Origin of the sequence: Proteiniphilum sp., from assembly GCF_034927365.1 — a bacterium.
Taxonomy (GTDB): domain Bacteria; phylum Bacteroidota; class Bacteroidia; order Bacteroidales; family Dysgonomonadaceae; genus Proteiniphilum.
This window is the reverse complement of the sequence record NZ_JAYFQD010000007.1, coordinates 127,159-149,764: the sequence shown is the minus strand read 5'-3', so window position 1 is coordinate 149,764 and position 22,606 is coordinate 127,159. Positions and strand designations below refer to the sequence as shown.

The following is a 22,606-nucleotide window of genomic DNA, read 5'->3' as shown; positions in this document are numbered from 1 at the left end:
TATCAAAATGGTTTATTTACTCGTTTCAATTTAGTGATACTCGTTTGACTCCTTTGGTATGCTTGGGTTCCGTACCAGGCTACTACTACAAAGCAGATGAAAGGGAGGATAAAGGATGCATTTACGGCAGGGAACGAAGTGCCGATAGCCCCTAAATCGATAATGGCAGCCTGTACCGGAGGAAGGATTGATCCTCCCAATATGGCCATAATGAGTCCTGCCGCACCGAATTTGGCATCTTCTCCCATCCCGGTCAGGGCAATACCATATATAGTGGGGAACATCAGCGACATACATGCGGATACTGCTACCAGGCAATAGAGTCCCCAGATATTCTGGAAGAGAATTACACCCAATGTAAATAAGCCTCCGGCGATGGCAAAAGTGCGTAACATCTTCCCCGGATCAAAGAATTTCATCAGATAGGTGGCGATTAGACGACTCAGGCAAAAGATGACCATAGCGGCGATATTGTATTTCTGTGATAAAATCTCCGCAGCCTGTTCCTCCATTCCCTGTGCCATAAAAATAGGAGTACCGTACTGGATAATGAATGTCCAGCACATGATTTGGGCACCCACATAAAAGAATTGTGCGATGACACCCTGACGATAGTTGGGGATGGAGAAAATACGCTTCAGGGTAGCCCCGAAATGGAGGCTCTTGTCTGCATCTCCGTTTTTTGGCATTCGTGCTATCAGGATGATAAGGAACATTACCATGACGACAATACCGATAGCCAGATAGGGCCCGATAAGGATGGTGAGGTCGGACTGTTTCATCGCTTCAAATTCAGGATCTGAAAGCAGTGCCCTCTCTGCGGTACTCATAGGGTTGAGTCGTGCCTGGATAAAATTCATAGCGACAAACATGCCGAGCAATGAACCTATCGGATTAAAAGCCTGTGCCATATTCAGCCGTCGGGTAGCATTTTCTTCCGGCCCCATAGTCAGGATATAGGGGTTGGCGCTGGTCTCAAGAAATGATAATCCGCAGGTAAGGACAAAATAGGCAGCCAGGAAAGGATAGTAATTTCCGGACTGCATTGCGGGAAAAAACAGGAACGCACCAAAGGCATAGAGCGCCAGTCCCAGCAATATTCCCGACTTATAGGAGAATTTCTTGATGAATATGGCGGCAGGGAATGCCATGGCGAAATAGCCTCCATAGAAAGCCAGTTGTACCAATGCGCCCTGGGTGACGTTCATCCTGAAAATCTTCGAGAACGCCTTTACCATAGGATTGGTGATGTCGTTGGCAAAGCCCCACAAGGCAAAGCAGGCGGTGATAATGATAAACGGCAACAGGTAATTGACTCCGTTGTGTGTGAGTAATGGAAGTTTAGTCTTATTCATCGCTTTTCTTTTTGATCTTCCAGGATCATTGTCTTACCGCCTTGCCTCCCCCCTTTGGTTATTTTTGAATCCAATGGGAAAGGGAGGAGCATAGGCGATATAGTTGTTAACTGTTGTACGATTGATTATTTATAAATAGGCCCGAAATTCTGGCAGGCGCGGAAATCGGCACCCTCCTTGTCCATACCGAAAGCATTCCATGCCGACGGACGGAAGATGTCGTCGTCTTCTACATTATGCATGCATATTGGAATACGGAGGATTGATGCCAGGGTGATCAGATCCTGTCCTATGTGGCCGTAGCTGATGGCGCCGTGGTTGGCTCCCCAGTTGTTCATCACCGAATATACATCTTTGAACGGCCCTTTTCCGGTAAGACGGGGCGCAAACCATGTGGTGGGCCATGTCCTGTCGGTACGTTGGTTGATGATGTCATGCACTTCCGGGTCGAGATCGACTGTCCATCCCTCGGCTATCTGAATGACTGGCCCCAGGCCGTCTACCATGTTCAGGCGCGACATGGTGACGGGTATGCCGCCACGGGTCAGGAAAGTAGATGAATATCCGCCGCCACGGAAATAATCGCGGTTGGCCGGCGACCAGGCGGTGGCGGCAAGACAAGCTTTTGTCTCTTCTTCGGTGATGTTCCACGGCTCTTTCATGGCCGGTCTGCCGTCACAATCCATACGCCCTGTACCGTCGAGGGTGGTAGCGCCCGAATTGATCAGGTGAAGCACTCCATTGGCTGCTAAGCCGGTAAGCTCTTTTCCGGTAACACGTTTCACCGCTTCGGGACTCCAATAAGTACGTACATCCGAGAAAATCTGTGCGGTATTTGTCATCAGATGACCGAACAGCATCATCGTTGCGTTCAGACAATCATTTTCAGTGGCGAAGGTATAGGCTTCACGAATACCGTTCCAGTCGAATGAAGTAGTCAGTATGGTCTCGCTGAAATCACCGTTAGGCAGGAAATCGGTCCACTGGCGTTGTCCCTGGAAGCCCCCGAAGATGGCGTTATGCCCGATCGCTTCTTCCTTAAAACCCATCGTCTCCAGTTTCGGATTGCCTTGCATCAGATCGCGGATAATGATAGTCATTTTTACTACAAACTCCCAGTCTTTGTCTTTCTCTTCCCTACTCTTTGTTTTTTCAGGCCTGTTGACATCGCTCCCTTCATTCACTTTACAGTATTTTTCGGTCCAGGCCATCGCTTTTTCGAATTCTTCGTGATCGTAAATCCCTTCCTGTATCCGGCGAAGGATTTCTGTGGAATCGACCGATTCATTACGGACTCCCAAATATTTCTGGAAGAAGTCGGGATTCACCATAGAGCCGGCAATACCCATCGATATGCTGCCGATGGAGAGATATGACTGTCCCCTCATCGTGGCCACAGCCTGTGCGGCACGTGCGAACCGAAGCAATTTTTCAGCCACATCTGAAGGGATAGTATTGTCCTGCAGTTCCTGTACTTCATGGCCGTAAATACCGAAAGCGGGGAGTCCTTTTTGTGAATGCGATGCCAATACTGCCGCAAGATAAACCGCTCCCGGGCGCTCTGTCCCGTTAAAACCCCATACGGCTTTCGGATAATGAGGATTCATGTCCATCGTTTCCGATCCATAGCACCAGCTTGACGTTACTGTAATGGTGGAACCCACTCCTTCCCGTTCGAATTTTTCGGCACAGGCGGCGCTTTCACCTACACGGCCGATAGTGCCGTCGGCAATCACACATTCCACCGGGCTTCCATCTCCATTTCTTAAGTGGGTAGTGATTAACTCGGCCACAGCTTTTGCCAAATTCATAGTCTTCTCTTCGAGGCTTTCCCTTACACCTCCCTGACGTCCGTCGATAGTGGGGCGGATTCCGATTTTAGGATACTTTTTCATATTAATTTCTTTTTAGAATGTTATTTATCTGTTATTTTCCATTTTTCCCTTTATTGGGGTTGGATTGTCCGGTATGGATAGTCGTGTAGGCAGTTAAAATGAGTTTCGAAGTATGATTTCTGTCGGCAAGAACTTCTGGATGGAATTTTCTTTAACAACGAAATCCGCAGCCAGATTGCCCATTCTTTCCCAATTAACCCCGATACTGGCTATTCCGTTTTCAATTACCTCATAGAACGGATTTTCATTATAGGCCAGTAACCCGTAGTCCCTTCCTGCTTTGAGTTGCTCTAATTTTCCCTTTTTTATGATTGAAACCAGATCTTCCTGTTTGATGACCAGATAGAATGCGTTCTCCAAAATGGCAGTCTTCCCGGTGATCTCATCTATGATCTCGAACATAAAATTATTGTCGATGCAAAACTTACAAAAGTATTCCTTACTGGTTTGCGGATGTTTATGGTGCTTATTAAATACGAAGAACAACTTTCGATATTTCTTCAAGTCGTTTTTTATTGTTTGTAATGCATTATAAAGAGCGTTGTCGAAATCCTGACAAACATAGGAATAACCGTTCTTGTCGAATTTCCCGAAATCCAGTAACAACAGCTTTTTCTTGTCTATTTTCAGCAACGCTTCCGAAAATTTTTCGTTGTGATAATTCATTACCAGGTACTTGTTGTACATACCCAGAGAATTGCTCACTATCTGGTTGAATAGATGCTCGTTGTATTGGTGAAACCAAAGATCTATCTCATAGTAGGACGGTATTCTTTCTCTTAGCGTGTTGTATAATACCTCTTTAAAAGGAGTGTATTCGTCCAATAATAGTAAGATGTGTTTGGTATGAGAGGCTACGTAATAGTTCTTGCCGTGTATGGAGTCAATGATCTGCCTGTTTTTCAAATCGGTGAAAGCTTTGAAAACAGTGTCGCGGGAAAGATGAAATTGTTTGCTCAATTGATTGATAGATGGTAATTTATCACCTACTTTCAATTCGTGCGTTGAGATGGATCGTTGTATGAAATCAGTAAGCTGCTGTACTTTTGTATTTTTGTTATTGAACTCCATTTCCATGAATAATAATATGCCGTCCTGTACTGTGCTGATGCAAAGATAGGTTGACAAACCGAAGAAAACAATTTTTTTTATATGTTATATATCATATTTTAGCCCACATAATAAACTCGCCCAAGTCTGATGTTTTTTACTTTGACTTGGGCGAATTGGGTAAGAATTCAATTTGAAACAGATTTATAATCAAACTACTACCTGTTCATCGATTTTATTTTATTTCATTATAAATACCTATTTCAGTTATTATTGGAGGAGAGGCAAATTCATCCACCCATATTTTCACTTTATTGGCCCATACCTGATTAAAGCGATCGACTTTAATGCTCTTCTCGCTATTATTGCTTAAAAGCGGTATCCACTGGTTATTTTGCATATACTCAATCCTATATTTCCGGATATTGCTTTTTTCTCCACCTTGAGCGATTGTGATCAGGTTAAACGGCTGCTCTGTTCCCAGATCGATTTCAATCCAGGGATGCCTGACTGATTTATTGGATCGCCATGCTGTACGGAAATTGTCATCATTGGCAAAATCCATAATATGCATATCGTCGCTCCAACTTGAATTTGTCGGTTTGAATTTCGCTATATTGGTTGAAATAATAGCTCCATCATTAGGTGGTAATTGAGGTAACGGGTCGGTATTATGCCACAGGCGGCCAATCTCTTTCAATGCTTCCACCGCATTGTCATCCACCAGCCCATCCCGGTTGGGAGCCACATTCAGGATGAAATTACAATAGGCTCTGTTAAAAGGAATAAGATTGTCATCTACCAGCACTTTGGGATCTTTCACCGGCGTGTCAGGAAAGCTGGTCTTCCAGAACCAGCTACCATTAATTGGCAGGCAGGACAAGGCGGGCAAGCGATTCTCCTCTTTGGAGATGTGTTGACCGGCACCCTGTTCATACGATTTGATATCAGTATAATATAGAATATCTGCCGGATACTTGGCTGCATTCAGGTCCATCACCAGGCAATCAGGTTGGATACTCTTTATCAGGCGGTAGATGTCGGCAAAGGGTACCTCGTCGTACGATATTCGGGACCAGGGTGCATCCCATCCGTCAATAATTAGGGCTGTTATTTCTCCATATTGGGTCATCAATTCTGTCAACTGGTCTTTAATCATCTGAATATGCTGTTGGCTTATCCATCCCGGGCGTAACTTATGATGTGTATCCAGAATAGAATAATATAACATCACCTTTAGCCCTTGTTGACGGAAAGCATCTGCATATTCTCTCACCACATCCCGTTTAAGCGGACTGTTCATCACATTGTAATCGGTTGTCTTTGTGTCCCAGATACAAAATCCGCTATGGTGTTTCGTGGTCAGGCATCCATAGGTCATCTTTGCTTCTTTGGCCGCTTTAGCCCATTGGGAGCAGTCAAGTTTGACAGGTGCGAAAATCGCAGGCGAGGCTTCCGGGTCTGCCCAGTCTTCGTCCATATATGTCGGGATATTGTAATGGATGAACATTCCAAAATGCAGATTGACAAATTCCTGTTGGAGATCAATTAAGCTTTTTGGTGCTGATCTCTCCTGTGCAAAGAGAGCGCATACGTTGATGGTGAAAATAAATATGGCTGATGGCACAAGATGATTCCCAAAAAATATTGCAGGAAAGAAATTTGTCCGGTACCCATTACTGTTTTTACCTGACAATCTGTTTTCAGTTTTAAAGATATGTTTCATTCGATTTTAAATTTCAATTAGTAAATTTTGCTACTCTATTTTAATATTAATTCAATGACAGGTACTTCATATGGTGGTTTTTGAGTAGGCAACTCGAATATAATATCATTATCATTACTTTGATATCTTATTTCAGAGTTATCGTTCAGCAGTTGCGCATATTTTATTTTGTCCTTATATCCTTTTAATCTAATCTTTCCTCCGGAAGAATAATCAAATAAATGGAGATATAGTCTTCTTCGTTCAGGATTATAAGTAAGGCGGGCATCAATATTCTCAGGAATTCCGAACTCATCGGGCGCATAAGTACAGTTGTAAATGGACTCACTATTTGCCTGCATCCAGTATCCGATTTTTTCTATCGCTTCTGTGGCTCTGTAATCAAACTCACCTTTGGCGGTGGGACCTACGTTTAATAGTAAATTTCCTCCATTTGCAGTTGATGTGATGAGTAAATCTAACAATTGTCTTTGGGTTTTCCATGAGGATTCGTCTCTATAATAACCCCATGAGCCGGAAAAAGTCTGACAGGTCTCCCAATATTTTCCTTTATACTCTGCCAGTTTCGATGGTGAAACCTGTTCGGGAGTCTCAAAATCATAGCCATCTTCATAATCGTTCAGATCAAGACGATTGTCGATAATGATGCCTGGCTGTAACTTCCTCACCATCTTAATGAGTTCTATCGCTCCCCAATCGTCTCGCCCTTTTCCGTTTTCCCCGGGATAAGAGAAATCCAACCATAAAATATCAATCTTACCATAATTGGTGAGCAACTCTTTTATCTGATCGTGCAGGTAAGTACGATATCGATTCATATCTTTTCCCTTGTTTAACGTCTCATATTCGGCTGACGATGTGACCCGTTGAGGATGTACCCTGTCAATGGTGAAATCGGGATGATGCCAGTCTATAAGGGAATAATAAAAGCCCACTTTCAGGCCTTCGGCTCTGAAAGCATCCACAAATTCCTTTACGAGATCTCTTTTTATTGGTGTATTTGTAGATTTATAATCCGTCAATTTAGAATCAAAAAGACAAAATCCTTCATGATGCTTCGACGTAAGCACAGCGTATTTCATCCCGGCCTGCTTTGCCGCCTTAGCCCATTTTACCGGATCGTAATTTACCGGATTGAACTCTTCGAAGTAATTCTGATACTGTTCATTGGTAAGTCTTTCATTATGTTTTACCCATTCATGGCGAGCGGGAAGTGCGTATAATCCCCAATGAATGAACATCCCAAAGCGGGCGTCGGTCCACCATTTCATTCGCTGCTCTTTCTGAGCCGCTGTTTCATTTCCGATTTTTGATTGTGGCAATAATGCACTCCATGCAATCAGCAACACTGTAAGCGTAATAATAATCTTTTTCATATTCGTGAATTTAATATTAATAATCAATAAATTATTCATCATTGTTTGTCATAGATCCGTTTTGTTTCAGGGAAATACACCATTCTCAACCATCGACGCGAAAGTATCGATAGAATTAGGAGTGGGTTTATATAGCGTTTTGTATGAATATGTACCTCCTTCTTTTGCATTTGTTAGGGTGGTTGTATTTTCACCTGGAAGTATCGCTATTTCGCTGCTTTCGCCAGTTGAGGTTTGGTATGTGAATTGTGTTGAAACTACATTAGTCCCGGCAATAGATCTCCATTTTATAATAATATTACCTCCATTCTTAGTTATATTTTCTATGCTTCTATTCAATAAAATAGAAGCATATGAATCACCATAACAAATGGCTGTTAATTCATAATCAAGGGATCTGTTATTATAATCATCAAAACTCACGAAGAAAAAGATGTATTCACCTTCTTCCAGGTTTGATACTAATTGCTTATAAATTCCAGGTTTATTATTCAACATTACATCTACAGAATCATTCTTGTCATTCCAGTAAATCCGGACTTTATTGATCCTTTGTGATAAGGCGTACATTTCAAACTCAATGCGATTAAATCCCGGATTGGGTGCCACACTATCCAATTTTGCAGCATAAAGTTTTTCTCCGTCGTCTAAATACATTTGATGCATATCGTTCATCTTGGAACAAGAAATTATAATTATCAATAGTGCGGAGAGGAGAGAATAAATCTTATAGTTCATTTTGTTATCAGTTTAAATGTGAGATAAATAATTGTTAAAAGCGATTATCTCCGAAGACTTCTATTTCAGAGATATGTACAAAGTCTCCACCTGACCAATTATCGGTAACCAAAAATCGGATATACCTGACAGTAGGATTTTCTGGCGAATTAATAAATTCTTCACCATCTGCTGCCCAAGCTTGATCTTCAGCTGAATATTGTCCGAGGGGTAACCCTGAGGGTTTTATTGATTCACAATCCATCAGTTTTATCCAGCTATCCCAGTTTCCGGATACATCTAAAGTATTGCTCCCCCAGAGTTGGAACTTCTTAATATTACCATGGCGGTATATCCAATCACCTTGTCTTTGATACATTTTAATCCGGCTAATTTTACATGATACTCCCAAATCAATCGTAAAAGCATGGGGCCATCTACCGGAACCTTGTGCAGTATGAAAACCTTGGTCGCCGATAATTCCATCAAAAACATTTTGTAATACCCAACCCCATGCTGAAGGTTCGTCGTTGGGCAATGTTACAGCGCGGAATTTAAGTCGGTCGAGTTTTGTTTCAAACAGTGGGGTTAAAGTATTATATAATATTTCACTACGATTTTCCCATCGATCTTGTACAAAGATACCAAAGTTCATAGGTATGGTATCCAGTCCCCGCACAGCCCCATTTGCATCTATAACTGAACTATAAAAAGTTTCAATGGGAACATATTCCATATTACTATCCTCTCTTAGCACAACTACAGATATCTCGGCTCTATCTTCATTCTCCCAATACAGATGGATCCCACCAAAGTCTTCGATCATCCGTAACGTTTTTGCTATGGTAAGTACTGGGGGTTCCAGAGGTTCAACTGTTACAGATACACCTTCCGATTCGTTTCTGCTTCGATCTACAGCGTATAATGTTACCTGACGGGGTTTGGTATCTCCAAATCCATATATTTTTAATGTATCCGTGTATAGGGAGGATTTGACTTCATTGGGAATGCTGTCTTTCAACATATATTGAGCTTTTACATACAGTAAATCCTCATCTTTGGGTAAAACGTAAGTGATAATAGCACCACCTTTGATGTTCTTAACGCTCAAATCGGTCACTTTTCCCGGGGGAGTATTGTCAATGGGTATTTGGCCTATCGGCTCTTCCTTACAAGAAAAAAGTATAATCGTAAGGATGAAAATAAAATTGATAAAATTATATTTTTTCATTTTTTATTATATTAATGAGTTTATTACCATCCATAATTTTGAATCAGATTTTTGTTGACAGAGAGATCATATTCTCTAATTGGCCAAAAATAATCTTTTACAGAAAATTTAATCGGCTTTTGAGGGAGATTGGTCAACCTGTAAAAGTCTTCTGGATTGTCTCCGATGGCATTCCATCCTTGCGGTTGTACATTGTATGTCGAAATTTGTTTCCATCGACGTATATCCCAAAATCGTTTTCCTTCGAATGCCAATTCTATATTTCGTTCTGCCTGAATAATTTCACGTAGACCCTCTTTTGTATCCGGTTTAGAAGGATTTACCGAATAAGTATCCCACGATTGTTTAACTCCCTCGAGTCCGCCTCTTGCCCTTATAGCATCCAGATAAAAGAAAACTTCATCCGACGGACCACTCGCTTCATTCAATGCTTCTGCATAATATAGGTATAAGTCGGCTAAACGCATTACAGGAAAAGGATAATATTCAACACTATTCGTGCTGTTTGTGACGGCATTTTTGAAACTATGCATCTTTTTTACCGAATAACCTGTTATTGAGAAACATTCTGAAGCAGAACTCATCCCGGAGAACTCTTTTGCCATGAATTCGGTCCATTTTACGTTGTCGGGGAAGTCATAGTAGCCGTTACCGAAATAAATTCCACGATCGAATCCAAGGCTCGCGTAAAATCTGGGCTCACGGTTATAATGAAGATATATTGTTTTTTGACCTTCTTTTATGTAATACTTCTCGTCACCCGATGAAGGTTCCGGTCTCATCCTGAAGCGCTGGTCGTACCATTCATTATCGATCCATTCTATATCCTCGCTGATGGGTACACCATTTTTAGAATAATACGATTCTACCATTTTAATGGTGGGTCCCCATTCGGATCTGATCGATGTATGCTCTGCAGCTAAACGCATTATTTTCGCTTGGGCTTGTCGTGATAGTGAGGCGCAATCGACATTGGTGCCTCCCCAGATCAACTCCTTATTCCATCTGTCGCAGATTGCTTGTCGATAGGTAGTCTGTATCCAGAAAGGTTCCGGGGCTGTCATGGCTTGTGGATCCACTAGATCATAGAGAGCTTTGCCCTGGTTGTGGCACATCTCTATGGCTTCTTTACAGGCATCTGCTGCAATTTTCCATTTATTTCCATCATAGGTTTGAGGAAAGAGATGGATCCCCCGATTGTCGACTATGCTTGCATAATTTGTATTACCATTAAATAATGGGCTTGCTGCAAAAATGAACACCTGGGCACGCACACTCATCGCAATCAGGTTATTCATCCTTCCCGCTTCAGTTCCTTCTATGACATCTTTTTCCGGAGGTAATTCCTTTGAAGCTTCTAACATTAAATCGGTTATATAGTTAACGACAGAATCAACCGGTTCCCTGTATACTTTCACTGCGTCAATCCCCGCAGAAACCGGAAGATTTACATCAACAATGGGTATTGGGCCATACATTCTGAACAAATAAAAGTGATAATACGCTTTTAAAAATTTCACTTCTGCTGCCCATCTTATTTTTTCATACTCAGGAATATCAATTACACTGTTGATATTTTCAAGAAAAATATTGCAATCTCTTATCCCCTGCCATAAGTTGACATCTGCCCCTTGTCCACCATTCCAAAAGTTTATATAAGGATTCGTAGAGTTTTGTCTGGCATTGGCAATGTTTCGTGCACTCCATCCGATAAATGAATGAGTCCAGGTGTCGTCTCCTCCTCCCATGGCCACATCCCACAATACATCACCTTCACGTGGCAGGTAACCATAACAGGTATATAAGAATTTTTCAGTAGAAGTTCTGTTTCTAAATGCATATTCTATTGTTGCCACATTATCAGGCACCACGTCTAAATAGTTGCATGAAACCATAACCCCGTTGAATAAAATTGTAGCGATTAAATATATCAATTTCTTCATGATCTTGTTTTTTAAAAAGTTGTTTGAAGTCCTATGTTAAATACCTGTTGAATTGGGTATCCCAAACCATTACCCCCCATTTCCGGGTCCCATAGTTTGAATTTACTAAACGTCAACAAATTTGTTCCACTTACATACAACCTGAAATTGTTTATCTTAATTTTAGAGATCAAATCTTTTTGGAGGGTATATCCAATTTCTAATGATTTCAAACGCAAAAAAGAACCATCTCTCATAAACCATGTAGATGTCTGGACATTATTTTCGATGACTGTCTCCGAGAGTCGAGGCCATAAAGCATATAAATCACGATTGGATTCCGACCAGTGGCTATCTGCGTATGCCTTTAATAATGCATTCTGCCTGTCAATGAAAGGTGCTGTACCAATTTCATTATTATCGGGATTATATCCATTGGGATTAATCCAAAAAGATTCCCTAGCCAGTCCTTGGAAAAAACAGGAGACGTCGAAATTCCTGTAACCCATTGAAAAACCAAAACCATAGATAATTTCAGGACTCGTGGGGTAGCCAATAAAGACTTTGTCCAATTCCGATATTTTACCGTCTCCGTTGATATCTTTATATTTGATATCCCCAGCCCTATAGTTCCCGAATTGAGGCGGAGAATTCCTGACCTCATCTTCATCCACAAACAGTCGCTCAGCCACGTACCCTTGTACTTGAGAAAGCGATTGCCCGACATGCGACAACCAAGGCATGGTAGTATAATCGGGTTCTTCATATACTGTATATGCATTAGTAGCATATGTGAAATTAGCCAAACCTGTTAACCAGAACGATTTATTAAATATATGGTCATAGTTCATTGAGATATCTATTCCTTTGCTTTTCGCCTTACCTACATTCGCTTTAATAGATGATTGTAGTCCCATTGTGGCAGGGATAGCGGCTCTGCTCATCAAAATGTTTTTCCGGTTTTCTTTGAAAACATCGACCTGGATATTCAATTTCTCCAGAATACCTAATTCTACGCCTAAATTTGTTTTTTCTGCTGTTTCCCATGAAATCAGGTCATTCGAATATCGTGAAATTGAAATGCCATTTAATGTTCTTCCTCCATTATTCCCATACGTCCCAAAGGAAGACCCACGGCTTTCATCATCCATATTTACATTTGACAGGTAAAAGAAACGGTCGCTTGATGAGCCGATTTCATCATTTCCTACAAGTCCATAGGTAAACTTAAATTTTAGCTGATTGATCACTTTCTTCAACTCTTTATCCCAGAAATTTTCATTTGATGCAATCCAACCTAGTCCTATCGAGGGGAAGAGCCCGAACCTTTCTTTCTTTGAAAAACGCTCAGATCCATTATACCCAAAATTAAATTCAGTAAAATACCGTGAAGCATATGCATACGTAAAACGTCCCGCCAATCCTAAGTTCCTGTTCGGAAGAGATTGTTGTAAATCTCCTGCATTGGCACGGATTGATTCTCTCATAGTACCTACCAATAGCCCGCTTATAGCGTGGTCTTCAATGAAAACACGATCCCAGTTCAGAGCTCCTTCGAAATAAGTGCTTGAGGTGACATCTTTCCCCCCTTCCCTATAATCTAAATATTCTTTGCCTGTCTGTTCATTGATGACATTTAAAATGTATTCATCCTGCTCTTTGATATAGCGGGAAATGTTATAATAAAAAGGAGAATAGAAACGGCTAACTTCGTAAAAAGAATACCTGTTTGTGTTGAACATGCCTCTTAGGAACAGGCCTTTGGTAATGAAATCGAGATTTTGTTTGAATTCCACTTGTGCAAACATCTGGGAAGTGGTGTAATCCCTGTATCCTTTTGTCATTTCTGCATAGGGATTGACGAATTGCCCCTTGTCATAATTACCATACAAAATATGTTTCGTGTATATATTGGCTTTATCCGGTTTATAGAAGGGTGGGAATAATACCGGATTGGCCCTCATCACCAGGGAATACATTGCATCTCCTCCCTGTAGGGGGCCGGTATAATCGTCGAATGTTCCTTGCAAACGAACAGCTACTTCTGTGGTTGGAGTAACGTTTATATTCACGTTGGCACGTAACATATACTTGTTTAACTGTATGTTATTATTGAAGTTGTTGATCGGATCCACTTTCAATACTCCGTTATCGTTGTTCAATGTCCCTGCCAGATAATAGCGGGCAATATTACCTCCCCCACTAAGATTAAAGTTTAGGCGCTGATTCTGGGCGTAATCCTTGAAAAGGATATCATACCAATCATTTGTAGGATAGACATAAGGATTCCCACCGGCAATAGTGTTATCTATCTTGTTTTGTGAATATAGCGTAACACCCAATGGATCCCTTGTTCTTACCGCCTCATTATGTAATTTCATGTAGGTTATAGGATCAGCCAGTTCCACCCTGTGTGTTGGTGTAGAGATAGAGTTTTCATACCTGATATTCATGATCGCTTTACCCTCCCTTCCTTCCTTTGTCGTTACCAGAATTACGCCATTTGCACCTCTTGATCCATATAAAGCTGTTGCCGTGGCATCCTTCATGATGGAGAAACTTGCGATATCGTCAGGTTGCATCCTCGCAAGATCTTGTGACGTTACTTCATTTCCATCTAATAAAATCATCGGATCTTTTTTGTATCCGAATGTGGTAACCCCTCTTACAAAAAAATCAGCATTATCCTTACCCGGTTCCCCGCTCCGTTGATAAGAAATTAAACCTGCAATACGACCTGCTAACGCTGTGGTAAGATTACTACTGGGTATTTTTAGATCCTTCGTGTTTATAGTGGAAATTGCACTTATCACACTCTCCTTTTTTTGCTTCGCAAAAGCTACAACAGTAACTTCTTCCAACTCGTCAACTTTCTCTTTTAAAGTTACGTCTAATTTCCTTTGTTCTCCTACTCTAATTGTTTGAGTGCTATAACCAACAAAGGAAAATGTCAACTGATCACTGGGTTTTACCTCTATGGTATAATTCCCATCTACGTCTGTGATCACACCTTTGGTAGATCCCTCTATTGTGATTGTTACCCCGGGTAGAGGATAGCTTTGTTCATCGAATACTCTTCCTTTCACGGTAATGTTCTGTGCATACATTCCTAAAGACACTATCCAGGCACAGATGAATAGTAGCCTTTTCCATTTAAATGAATCTTTTTTCTTTTTCATTGGTCCAAATTAATAATTAGTTAGATGTAAATATCACTTTCACTCCCACTTCCCCCACTGCATTGATTTTATTGATTAGGGAGCCTTTCATTTTTCATTAAATCGGTATTGTCCGATTTATAAAGCTACTTTGAGGTTTTCTGGACGCACCTCCATGACGTCTGTTATAGTGAGATACTCACTGTATTCGATTATTTTATAATATTTCAAATCTATATATAGTGTGCTGAACTGTGCTGATTTTTGGTCGAAAAAATAGGATAAATTTTTTGTTGACGCTCTCAATGAACATGAGTGATCTGTTATTGTAAAAACAAAATTTGCTAAAAAATTTTCTGCTCATTGTGGCGTGTTTTCGATACTTGTCAAATACGGAGTGCAATTTCGAATATTTTTGTAACAGGTTTTGGTATATTGATCCATTAAAAACCATATATAAAGAAACAGATCTATGTTTATTCAATAACCTAATATAGGATAGTTTATCTCTATCCCAACTCATATGCAGGAATGGATTCATACCTGTAATCCGCAAGTTACTGCACTTTGGTATTTTATTACATCGCAGTTTCATTAGAAATACTGTGCTGTGCTGTACTATACTGATACAAAGATAGGGCTAAAAGGTATTTTTAAAAAATATTTTTATATGTTATGTAACATATTTTTATACAAAAGTAAACCGGGCGAACTCTTCACAGGGGTCGCCCGGTTATTGGAAAATCAAAAAGTCATATAAGAAATAGAACTAATTTAATTGTGGTTTTAATAATCAATAGTATTCATTGAATGAGATTACAGGTATAGGCATCTGGGCGGAAGCTTCCACCGCAGGCTGATTATATCTGTAAATAACATCGTATGTTGTATCTCCACTCCATTCATTCACTTTGATGGAGAGTTTTACTGAATCGGCATCATTTGCCCTGAACGGTTTCAGGTCGAAGCAAACAAATCCTTCGATTAAATTTGTATGGGAGCTGTTGTAAGAGTTGTGTCGCAGTTCCAGATCAATAGCTTGCGAAGATTCTTTTGTAGAAAGAGTGTTTTTGACAAGATTGATCGCATGTGGCCTGACGCCACCATAATTGAAAAGGAAAGAAACATTTAGATAGTCTCCTCCAACCCATACTGCTCTCGCTTTTAGAGGATCGTTACCTATACTGTCTTTATTTTGTGCATTGAGCTCGATGGTTTGTTTTGTGAGTATATTCCAAATTTCATTGATTTTGACATCGTAGTCATTTGCTCCGTTCTTCTCGGAGAGAAGAGTATAATTTACATATACACGCTGGTTATACTTGGGAGAATATCTTACATCTCCGGCAGTAGGGAACAGTCGTTTACCATTATCCAACAGTAATGAATAAGCCTTATCACCCTCCGGTACGACGGTGGCTATACTAATACGGAAACTACCCAGATTGTCGTCACAAGAGGGAGTGAAGAGTAGTATCCCCATCAGAAGGATGCTTATTGCCATTGCTTTTTTCTTCATGCGACTTTCTTTCATTTTTTTCTTATACCTATCAGATGCATGAAAGACAAAAACGCTGCACGAAAAAATGAACAAATTTGATAATTTGACAATATTTAACTGTTTGTCCTTGTATTATTTCCCTGAATTGCCCGAATAAAGCTTATTGATCAGATCGGGTCGTCCTATCCGTTTTAGTTCTTTTATAACGGATTGTCTCTGTTTGGGGTCATACCAAAAGAAAAATTGTCGTTGTGCATTTTTTTCTTCCTTGCTCTTTGCTGTAAAGACGGGTTGTAATGTATAAGGATGGTAGCCGGTATAATAGATTTCGGTAGCGAGGGTCATGGGGGAAGGCGTGAAGTCCTGTACTTGTTCAAGCCTGAAGTCGAGTTTTTTGGTGGTAACCGCCAGTTCAGCCATATCTTCTTCTGAACATCCCGGGTGCGAAGAAATGAAATAGGGGATAAGCTGCTGGTTCAACGAATTTTTTTTATTCAGTTCATCGAAAGTCTTTTTGAACTGGTTGAAAAAAGTGAAAGAGGGTTTTCGCATTATTTTCAGTGTGGAATCGGAAGTGTGTTCCGGGGCGACTTTCAATCTACCCGAGACATGATTTTTGATCAATTCAGTCAGATATTTCCGTTGAGACTCATTGGCTTTCTCATCGTTGGTCTGCTGCAAAAGCATATCGTAACGAATACCGCTTCCGATAAAAGATTTCTTTATTCCGGGCAATGCATCCACCTCTTCGTATATATCCAGCAAGTCGGAATGGTCAGTATTCAGGTTGAAACAGATTTTAGGGAATATGCAGGACGGTTTTTTACATTTCTCGCAGATTGTCAAATCTTTTCCTTGCATCTTGTACATATTGGCCGAAGGGCCTCCCAGATCGCTGATATAGCCTTTGAAGTCGGGCATTCGGCTGATTTTCTTTACCTCTTCCAGGATAGATTGCTTGGAGCGGGAAGCGATAAATTTTCCCTGGTGTGCGGAGATAGTGCAGAAGGCACATCCTCCGAAACACCCGCGATGAAGGTTGACAGAGAATTTGATCATTTCATAGGCGGGGATATGTTTTTCCTTGTATTTAGGATGGGGAAGGCGTGTATAGGGGAGGTCGAACGAGGCGTCAATCTCTTCTTCTTTCATCGGAGGATAGGGTGGATTTACAACAAGAATCCTACTCTCCACCTTTTGGAGAATGCGTGCAGCCGAAAGTCGGTTAGACTGTTCCTCTACCACACGGAAATTCCTGGCCTGTTTCAGTTTATCTTTTAGACACTCCTCGTGTGAAAAGAGGCTTATCTCTTCCGCAAACCTGTTTGCCGGCACTTCGGGACGCAAAAAAGCGGTTTGCGGGATATCATTTATCTCAGAAATGGATTTACCTTCACGAATCTCACGTATCAGCTGTTTAAGAGGAAGTTCTCCCATTCCATAGATCAACAGGTCCGCTTTTGTATCGGCCAGGATGGTCTTATGAAGTTTGTCGTCCCAATAATCGTAATGGGTGACCCGTCGCAATGAAGCTTCCACCCCACCAATTACTACCGGTACATCGGGATAAAGTTCCTTCAGGATACGGGAATAGACGGTGACTGCCCTGTCGGGGCGCATATCGGTGCGGCCATCTGGCGTGTAGGCATCTTCAGACCTGAGTCTCTTGTTGGCCGTGTAATGATTGATCATCGAGTCCATTACGCCAGCCGTTACAGCGAAGAAGAGGCGGGGAGCACCTAATTTTTTGAAATCACGCAAATCATCCCGCCAGTTCGGTTGGGGGATAATGGCTATGCGTAACCCCTTGCTTTCAAGCAAGCGGCCAATGACCGCAGTTCCGAATGAAGGGTGGTCGATATAGGCATCACCGGAAAAGAGAATCACGTCGGGGGTGCCCCATCCACGAAGATCCAATTCTTTCCTGGTAGTGGGCAGCCAGTCGGTGAGTTGATAGGATCGGTTGTCCATACGGTTAACCTTTATTTCCCTGTTTTTGTTTTCGCTGGGCATCCAGCAGTTCTGCCCTTGCTACTGCCAGGTGAATATTAGAGCAGATATTGTCGCTACCGATGATTTGCGGAATGTCGGACTTCTCAAGGCTTTCGCGCACACTTTCATTGACACCCGAGAGAATGACCTGTATCTTCTCTTTCTTTGAGTGTTTACACAATATCTTGAGATTATTCAATCCGGTTGAATCGATGAATGGTACCTTGCGCATGCGGATAATACGAATGTGAGGTTGGTCGCCCAATTCCCGCGTTATCTCATCGAATTTACTGGCCACGCCGAAAAAGAATGGTCCTTCAATCTCGTAAACCTCTACTTTGTCGGGTAATTGCAGTACCTCTTCCGGTATGTCGATAGAATGGAATTCCGCCTCTTTCCCCAAATCAATACTGCCAGTGGTACGTGATACGTGCGTGCTCTCATTCAGTCTCTTCAGAAAACCGAAAATGGCAAGTATCAGGCCAACCCCAATGGCGATGGTCAGATCGAAAATAACTGTGAGTAGGAAGGTGGTCATCAAAATCCCCATTGTTGATCTCGATTGTTTGATAAGAGATACGAATGTACGCCATTCGCTCATGTTGTAGGCTACAACCACCAATACACCTGCCAGGCAAGCCATGGGGATGTGCCGGGTGAGGTCGCCAAGGAACAGGACGATCAGCAGGAGTACGAAGGCATGGATGACACCCGCAACAGGTGTTCTCCCGCCGTTATTGATGTTGGTCATCGTGCGTGCGATGGCTCCGGTAGCGGGAATACCCCCCAAGAACGGGGTAATGATGTTCGCAGCACCCTGTGCTACCAATTCCATGTTGGAATTGTGCTTATAGCCTGTTGCACCGTCGGCCACCGTGGCGGATAACAGTGACTCTATTGCTCCCAGCATGGCAATTGTAAAAGCAGCCGGGAAAAGAAGGCGAATACTTTCGAGGCTCAAAGGTATTTGCTCCATATCCGGTAACTCGCTGTTGATGATAAACCTGTCACCTATCGTTTCTATGCCTGTGATACCTCCGTAGGTTTTCATCAGGTATGCTGCCACTGTCATTACGATAAGGGCTATAAGTGAACCGGGCACTTTCCTGGATATTTTTGGAGTAATTACGATAATTGCTACGCTGGTAACTGCTATGAGTGCTACCCACCAGTTGATCGAGTCGAAATACTGCAAGTAGACCCCCCATTTTTCAAGAAACCCCGACGGTAATGCGGGAGTGATAAGACCAAAGAAATCTTTTATCTGTGTGGAGAAGATGGTCAGGGCGATACCACTCGTGAAACCTATGACAATAGGATAGGGGATAAATTTGATGACAGCTCCCATTTTCAGGAAGCCCATCACCAGAAGCATGATACCGGCTAGAACCGTCGCGATAGCCAGACCCTGTACTCCGTATTGCTCTACAATACCATAGACAATCACGATGAAAGCTCCGGTAGGGCCGCCAATCTGAACTCTGCTCCCTCCCAGGAAGGAGATGATGAATCCAGCAATAATCGCGGTATAAATCCCTTTCTCGGGTGTTACTCCCGAGGCGATCCCAAAAGCGATAGCCAGAGGCAGCGCTACTACACCCACAATCAATCCCGACATCAGATCGGCAAAGAATTTTTCCTTATTGTAGCTTTTTAAAGATTGAAAAAGAGCCGGTTGGAAATCCTGTAAAAATTTTATTCTCATAAAACAAATGAGATGATGTGAATAATATGCCCATGAGACAATATGCCCATGAGTCCAAATAATTGGCGGTGCAAAGGTAATGATAGTTTGTTGAATTGGAAAGGTGAATTGAAGCAACGCTTGGAGAGACCAAAATCGTCGTAGTCAAATCTTGAAATCCTAAATAGTCTTGGTTATTGGCTCCAAGATTATACCGATCCCTGTTCTACAAGAACGCAGATACGTTCGGTCATCCGGTCTTCGCCATATGGGTTATAGCGGATTTTAAGGCTGTTACCGAATAAACTGGCAAATAAGTTGTAGGACCATGCTTTTGCCGAACCCATAAAAGCATCAATAATATGGTAGGAGGAGGAATTAGTTTCACGGTCTACTAATTTCATTAATAACTGTCCCTGTGATCGGGTAAGTTTTTTCATTTTTGGAGTATATGCATCCATCAGGTGCTTTTCCATCTGATTCAAATGCTTTTGTCTCTCTTTATCGTTGGGAAGGGTCTCCATATATTCATATGTCTCCAGAATAATGACAGCGATCTCCTTAGCATAAGGGAGCGTTTTTTTTACATCACGAATCAGTTTGGTGTAAGCTGTCTGATCTTTGGTGGTCTGGAAAGTGATGGGGGCATACTTGACAAAATCTTGCAGCCACATGCAGGCTACCGTGTCTCCATCTAATATCACTGCAGGATACACATTCGGCATTAAGTAGATTTGCGATACCGACTTGTCGGAGTCTGGGTCTGTGTTGGCATAATACCCCTGTGCTTTTATCCCGGGAGACAAAAGTATTGCAGATAGTGTAAGGGATATGATGATAAGTTTTTTCATAACCAAAGTCCTTCCATAACAATGCAAAGATAAATGGCTAAGTTTTATTTTCAGTCACGAAGCACGTTAAGTGTAGTTAATTAATTCCCGAGTTTTTAGATTGTTAAGTAAAATCGAGGTAATCTATGTAAAAACATGGCAAAGTGAAAAAAATATATTTTTTTGAGGGATAATCGAAGAAAAACTGTATTTTTGAACGGATTAAACCGAAAAGCAATGACATATTATCATTTAGGTGGAATTATTCACCAGCATGCGCAGAAATACAGGCGCAAGACAGCGATTATGTATCAGGGTCCTGATGGTCAATGGTTGGATCTCTCCTGGAGCGATTTTTCCGGGAAGATTATGAAAACTGCCCAGGCATTGGCTGAGATGGCATTGAAGCCGGGAGATAATATAGGTATATATTCCCAGAATATGGATAAGTATCTGATCACCGATTTTGCTGTCTATGCAAATAAGGCGGTGACGGTGCCAATGTACGCCACTTCCTCGCCGATGCAGGTGAGCTATATAGTGAATGATGCGCAGATAAAACTGCTTTTTGTGGGAGAGCAATTTCAGTATAATAATGCTTATAAAGTTCAGAAAGAGAGTCGTTTCCTGGAGAAATTAATCGTGTTCGACCGGAATGTCGTACTGAATCCTGAAGATAAGACTTCAATCTATTTTAATGATTTTATCACCACTGGCGATAATTCCGAGTCATTGGCTTTAGTGAACGCGCGGTTGAAGCTGTTGGAGAATAATGACCTTGCGACCATTATCTATACCTCTGGTACAACCGGCGAGCCCAAGGGAGTGATGTTGAAACATGCCAATTTTGCAGAAGTATTCAGGATACATGATATCCGTCTTACCAATATGTCGGACAAAGATATATCCATGTGTTTTTTACCCCTTACACATATCTTTGAAAAGGCATGGAGTTATTACTGCCTGTGTAGGGGAATAACTGTCGCAATAAACAAAGAGCCGGGAGAAATCAGAGAAACGATCACGCAGGTGCGCCCCACATTGATGAGTAATGTTCCCCGATTCTGGGAAAAGGTATATGACGGCGTGAAAGAAAAGATGGACAGTGCCTCCGGCATTACGAAATGGTTGTTCAGCGATGCTTTGAAAACCGGATGCAAACACAATCTGCAGTTTGTGAATGAAGGGAAAAGACCGCCATTGGGTAACCGGCTTAAATTCTTTCTTTACAGGCATACGGTTTTTTATCTGATAAAACGGGTGGTGGGAATAGACCGTGGTAATTTCTTTCCTGTAGCCGGTGCACCTCTGTCAGATACTATTAACGAATTTATGCAGTCGATTGATGTGCATCTGATCTATGGCTATGGCCTTACAGAGACTACTGCCACAGTGAGTTGTTTCCCTGCAAAGGGGTTTCGGATCGGTACGGTAGGAAAAGTGATGCCGGATGTAGATGTGAAAATAGGAGAGAACAATGAGATATTGGTAAAGGGCGCTACGGTAACGTGTGGTTATTACAACAAGCCGGAAGCGACCAGAGATGCTTTTACGGAGGATGGTTATTTCAGGACAGGGGATGCCGGTTCCCTCACTGATAATAATGAAATTATTCTTACCGACCGGATCAAGGATCTTTACAAGACTTCCAACGGAAAATATATTGCGCCTCAAATGATCGAGACTCGTATCGGTGAAGATAAATATATCGATCAGGTAGCTGTAATAGGAGATCAGCGGAAATTTGTGAGTGCGTTGATCGTTCCTAATTATGAAGTACTCGGCATCTATGCAAGGGAACAGGGAATTTCGTTTGGAACGACTGAAGAGTTGGTGAACAACCCCGAAATCAATGCTTTTATTTTCGGCCGGATTGAATTGTTGCAGGCTCAATTCACTTCGTATGAAAAAATTAAACGTTTTGCCCTGCTACCAGAACCATTCCGGATGGAAACCGGTGAACTGACCAATACACTCAAGATCCGTAGAAAGGTAATCCAGGAACGTTATGCCGATATTATTGAGGGGATGTATGTTTAATTGACAATGGACAATTGACAATGGACAATTGACAATTGAAAATGATTTTCATTTATCATGAGAAGAGAACTATTCTCATTGGTAAATCATCACATTATTCTAATTGGCATATTGGCACATTGATATATT

14 protein-coding genes are annotated in these 22,606 nt (G+C 41.7%); 1 reads left to right on the top strand and 13 read right to left on the bottom strand.

Going from position 1 to position 22,606, the window contains the following annotated elements:
• Positions 1-2: 2 nt before the first annotated feature.
• The 13 genes from fucP to VB073_RS04160 form a co-directional block, all read right to left on the bottom strand.
• Positions 3-1,355, bottom strand: coding sequence for an L-fucose:H+ symporter permease (gene fucP / locus VB073_RS04220; RefSeq protein ID WP_323402895.1), 1,353 nt, complete (start codon positions 1,353-1,355; stop codon positions 3-5).
• 125 nt (positions 1,356-1,480) lie between these two features.
• Entirely contained in the window at positions 1,481-3,250 is a 1,770-nt protein-coding gene (gene fucI, locus VB073_RS04215; RefSeq protein ID WP_323402894.1) for an L-fucose isomerase, read from the bottom strand.
• 93 nt (positions 3,251-3,343) lie between these two features.
• A complete protein-coding gene (locus VB073_RS04210; protein WP_323403186.1) occupies positions 3,344-4,327 on the bottom strand; it encodes a GntR family transcriptional regulator in 984 nt (327 codons plus the stop codon).
• A 208-nt stretch (positions 4,328-4,535) separates the two neighbouring features.
• Positions 4,536-6,026 (bottom strand): alpha-L-fucosidase, encoded by a 1,491-nt coding sequence (locus VB073_RS04205; protein ID WP_323402893.1) that lies wholly within the window; start codon positions 6,024-6,026, stop codon positions 4,536-4,538.
• 35 nt (positions 6,027-6,061) lie between these two features.
• Positions 6,062-7,402, bottom strand: coding sequence for an alpha-L-fucosidase (locus tag VB073_RS04200; protein WP_323402892.1), 1,341 nt, complete (start codon positions 7,400-7,402; stop codon positions 6,062-6,064).
• A 66-nt stretch (positions 7,403-7,468) separates the two neighbouring features.
• Positions 7,469-8,140, bottom strand: coding sequence for a DUF4998 domain-containing protein (locus tag VB073_RS04195; RefSeq protein ID WP_323402891.1), 672 nt, complete (start codon positions 8,138-8,140; stop codon positions 7,469-7,471).
• Between the two features lie 34 nt (positions 8,141-8,174).
• The gene (locus VB073_RS04190; RefSeq protein ID WP_323402890.1) at positions 8,175-9,350 is read right to left on the bottom strand and encodes a DUF5000 domain-containing lipoprotein; all 1,176 of its coding nucleotides are present in this window, start codon (positions 9,348-9,350) and stop codon (positions 8,175-8,177) included.
• 23 nt (positions 9,351-9,373) lie between these two features.
• Positions 9,374-11,293, bottom strand: coding sequence for a RagB/SusD family nutrient uptake outer membrane protein (locus tag VB073_RS04185; protein WP_323402889.1), 1,920 nt, complete (start codon positions 11,291-11,293; stop codon positions 9,374-9,376).
• An 11-nt stretch (positions 11,294-11,304) separates the two neighbouring features.
• Positions 11,305-14,451 carry a SusC/RagA family TonB-linked outer membrane protein gene (locus VB073_RS04180; protein WP_416349498.1) on the bottom strand — a complete coding sequence of 1,049 codons (3,147 nt, stop codon included), beginning with the start codon at positions 14,449-14,451 and terminating at the stop codon, positions 11,305-11,307.
• A 772-nt stretch (positions 14,452-15,223) separates the two neighbouring features.
• Entirely contained in the window at positions 15,224-15,949 is a 726-nt protein-coding gene (locus tag VB073_RS04175; protein ID WP_323402888.1) for a hypothetical protein, read from the bottom strand.
• A 114-nt stretch (positions 15,950-16,063) separates the two neighbouring features.
• Positions 16,064-17,902, bottom strand: coding sequence for a YgiQ family radical SAM protein (locus tag VB073_RS04170; RefSeq protein WP_323402887.1), 1,839 nt, complete (start codon positions 17,900-17,902; stop codon positions 16,064-16,066).
• A gap of 4 nt (positions 17,903-17,906) precedes the next feature.
• On the bottom strand, positions 17,907-19,628 hold the full coding sequence (locus VB073_RS04165) for a SulP family inorganic anion transporter (RefSeq protein WP_323402886.1): 1,722 nt from the start codon (positions 19,626-19,628) through the stop codon (positions 17,907-17,909).
• A 188-nt stretch (positions 19,629-19,816) separates the two neighbouring features.
• Positions 19,817-20,458 (bottom strand): DUF4294 domain-containing protein, encoded by a 642-nt coding sequence (locus VB073_RS04160; protein WP_323402885.1) that lies wholly within the window; start codon positions 20,456-20,458, stop codon positions 19,817-19,819.
• Between the two features lie 216 nt (positions 20,459-20,674).
• Between VB073_RS04160 and VB073_RS04155 the strand changes: the two genes are divergently transcribed.
• On the top strand, positions 20,675-22,477 hold the full coding sequence (locus tag VB073_RS04155; protein ID WP_323402884.1) for a long-chain fatty acid--CoA ligase: 1,803 nt from the start codon (positions 20,675-20,677) through the stop codon (positions 22,475-22,477).
• The last annotated feature ends 129 nt before the right edge of the window (positions 22,478-22,606 follow it).

Bases quoted from the DNA above. Each gene is read 5' to 3' on its own strand.
- fucP (WP_323402895.1), bottom strand. From the start codon at position 1,355: ATGAATAAGACTAAACTTCCATTACTCACACACAACGGAGTCAATTAC.
- fucI (WP_323402894.1), bottom strand. From the start codon at position 3,250: ATGAAAAAGTATCCTAAAATCGGAATCCGCCCCACTATCGACGGACGT.
- VB073_RS04210 (WP_323403186.1), bottom strand. From the start codon at position 4,327: ATGGAAATGGAGTTCAATAACAAAAATACAAAAGTACAGCAGCTTACT.
- VB073_RS04205 (WP_323402893.1), bottom strand. From the start codon at position 6,026: ATGAAACATATCTTTAAAACTGAAAACAGATTGTCAGGTAAAAACAGT.
- VB073_RS04200 (WP_323402892.1), bottom strand. From the start codon at position 7,402: ATGAAAAAGATTATTATTACGCTTACAGTGTTGCTGATTGCATGGAGT.
- VB073_RS04195 (WP_323402891.1), bottom strand. From the start codon at position 8,140: ATGAACTATAAGATTTATTCTCTCCTCTCCGCACTATTGATAATTATA.
- VB073_RS04190 (WP_323402890.1), bottom strand. From the start codon at position 9,350: ATGAAAAAATATAATTTTATCAATTTTATTTTCATCCTTACGATTATA.
- VB073_RS04185 (WP_323402889.1), bottom strand. From the start codon at position 11,293: ATGAAGAAATTGATATATTTAATCGCTACAATTTTATTCAACGGGGTT.
- VB073_RS04180 (WP_416349498.1), bottom strand. From the start codon at position 14,451: ATGAAAAAGAAAAAAGATTCATTTAAATGGAAAAGGCTACTATTCATC.
- VB073_RS04175 (WP_323402888.1), bottom strand. From the start codon at position 15,949: ATGAAGAAAAAAGCAATGGCAATAAGCATCCTTCTGATGGGGATACTA.
- VB073_RS04170 (WP_323402887.1), bottom strand. From the start codon at position 17,902: ATGGACAACCGATCCTATCAACTCACCGACTGGCTGCCCACTACCAGG.
- VB073_RS04165 (WP_323402886.1), bottom strand. From the start codon at position 19,628: ATGAGAATAAAATTTTTACAGGATTTCCAACCGGCTCTTTTTCAATCT.
- VB073_RS04160 (WP_323402885.1), bottom strand. From the start codon at position 20,458: ATGAAAAAACTTATCATCATATCCCTTACACTATCTGCAATACTTTTG.
- VB073_RS04155 (WP_323402884.1), top strand. From the start codon at position 20,675: ATGACATATTATCATTTAGGTGGAATTATTCACCAGCATGCGCAGAAA.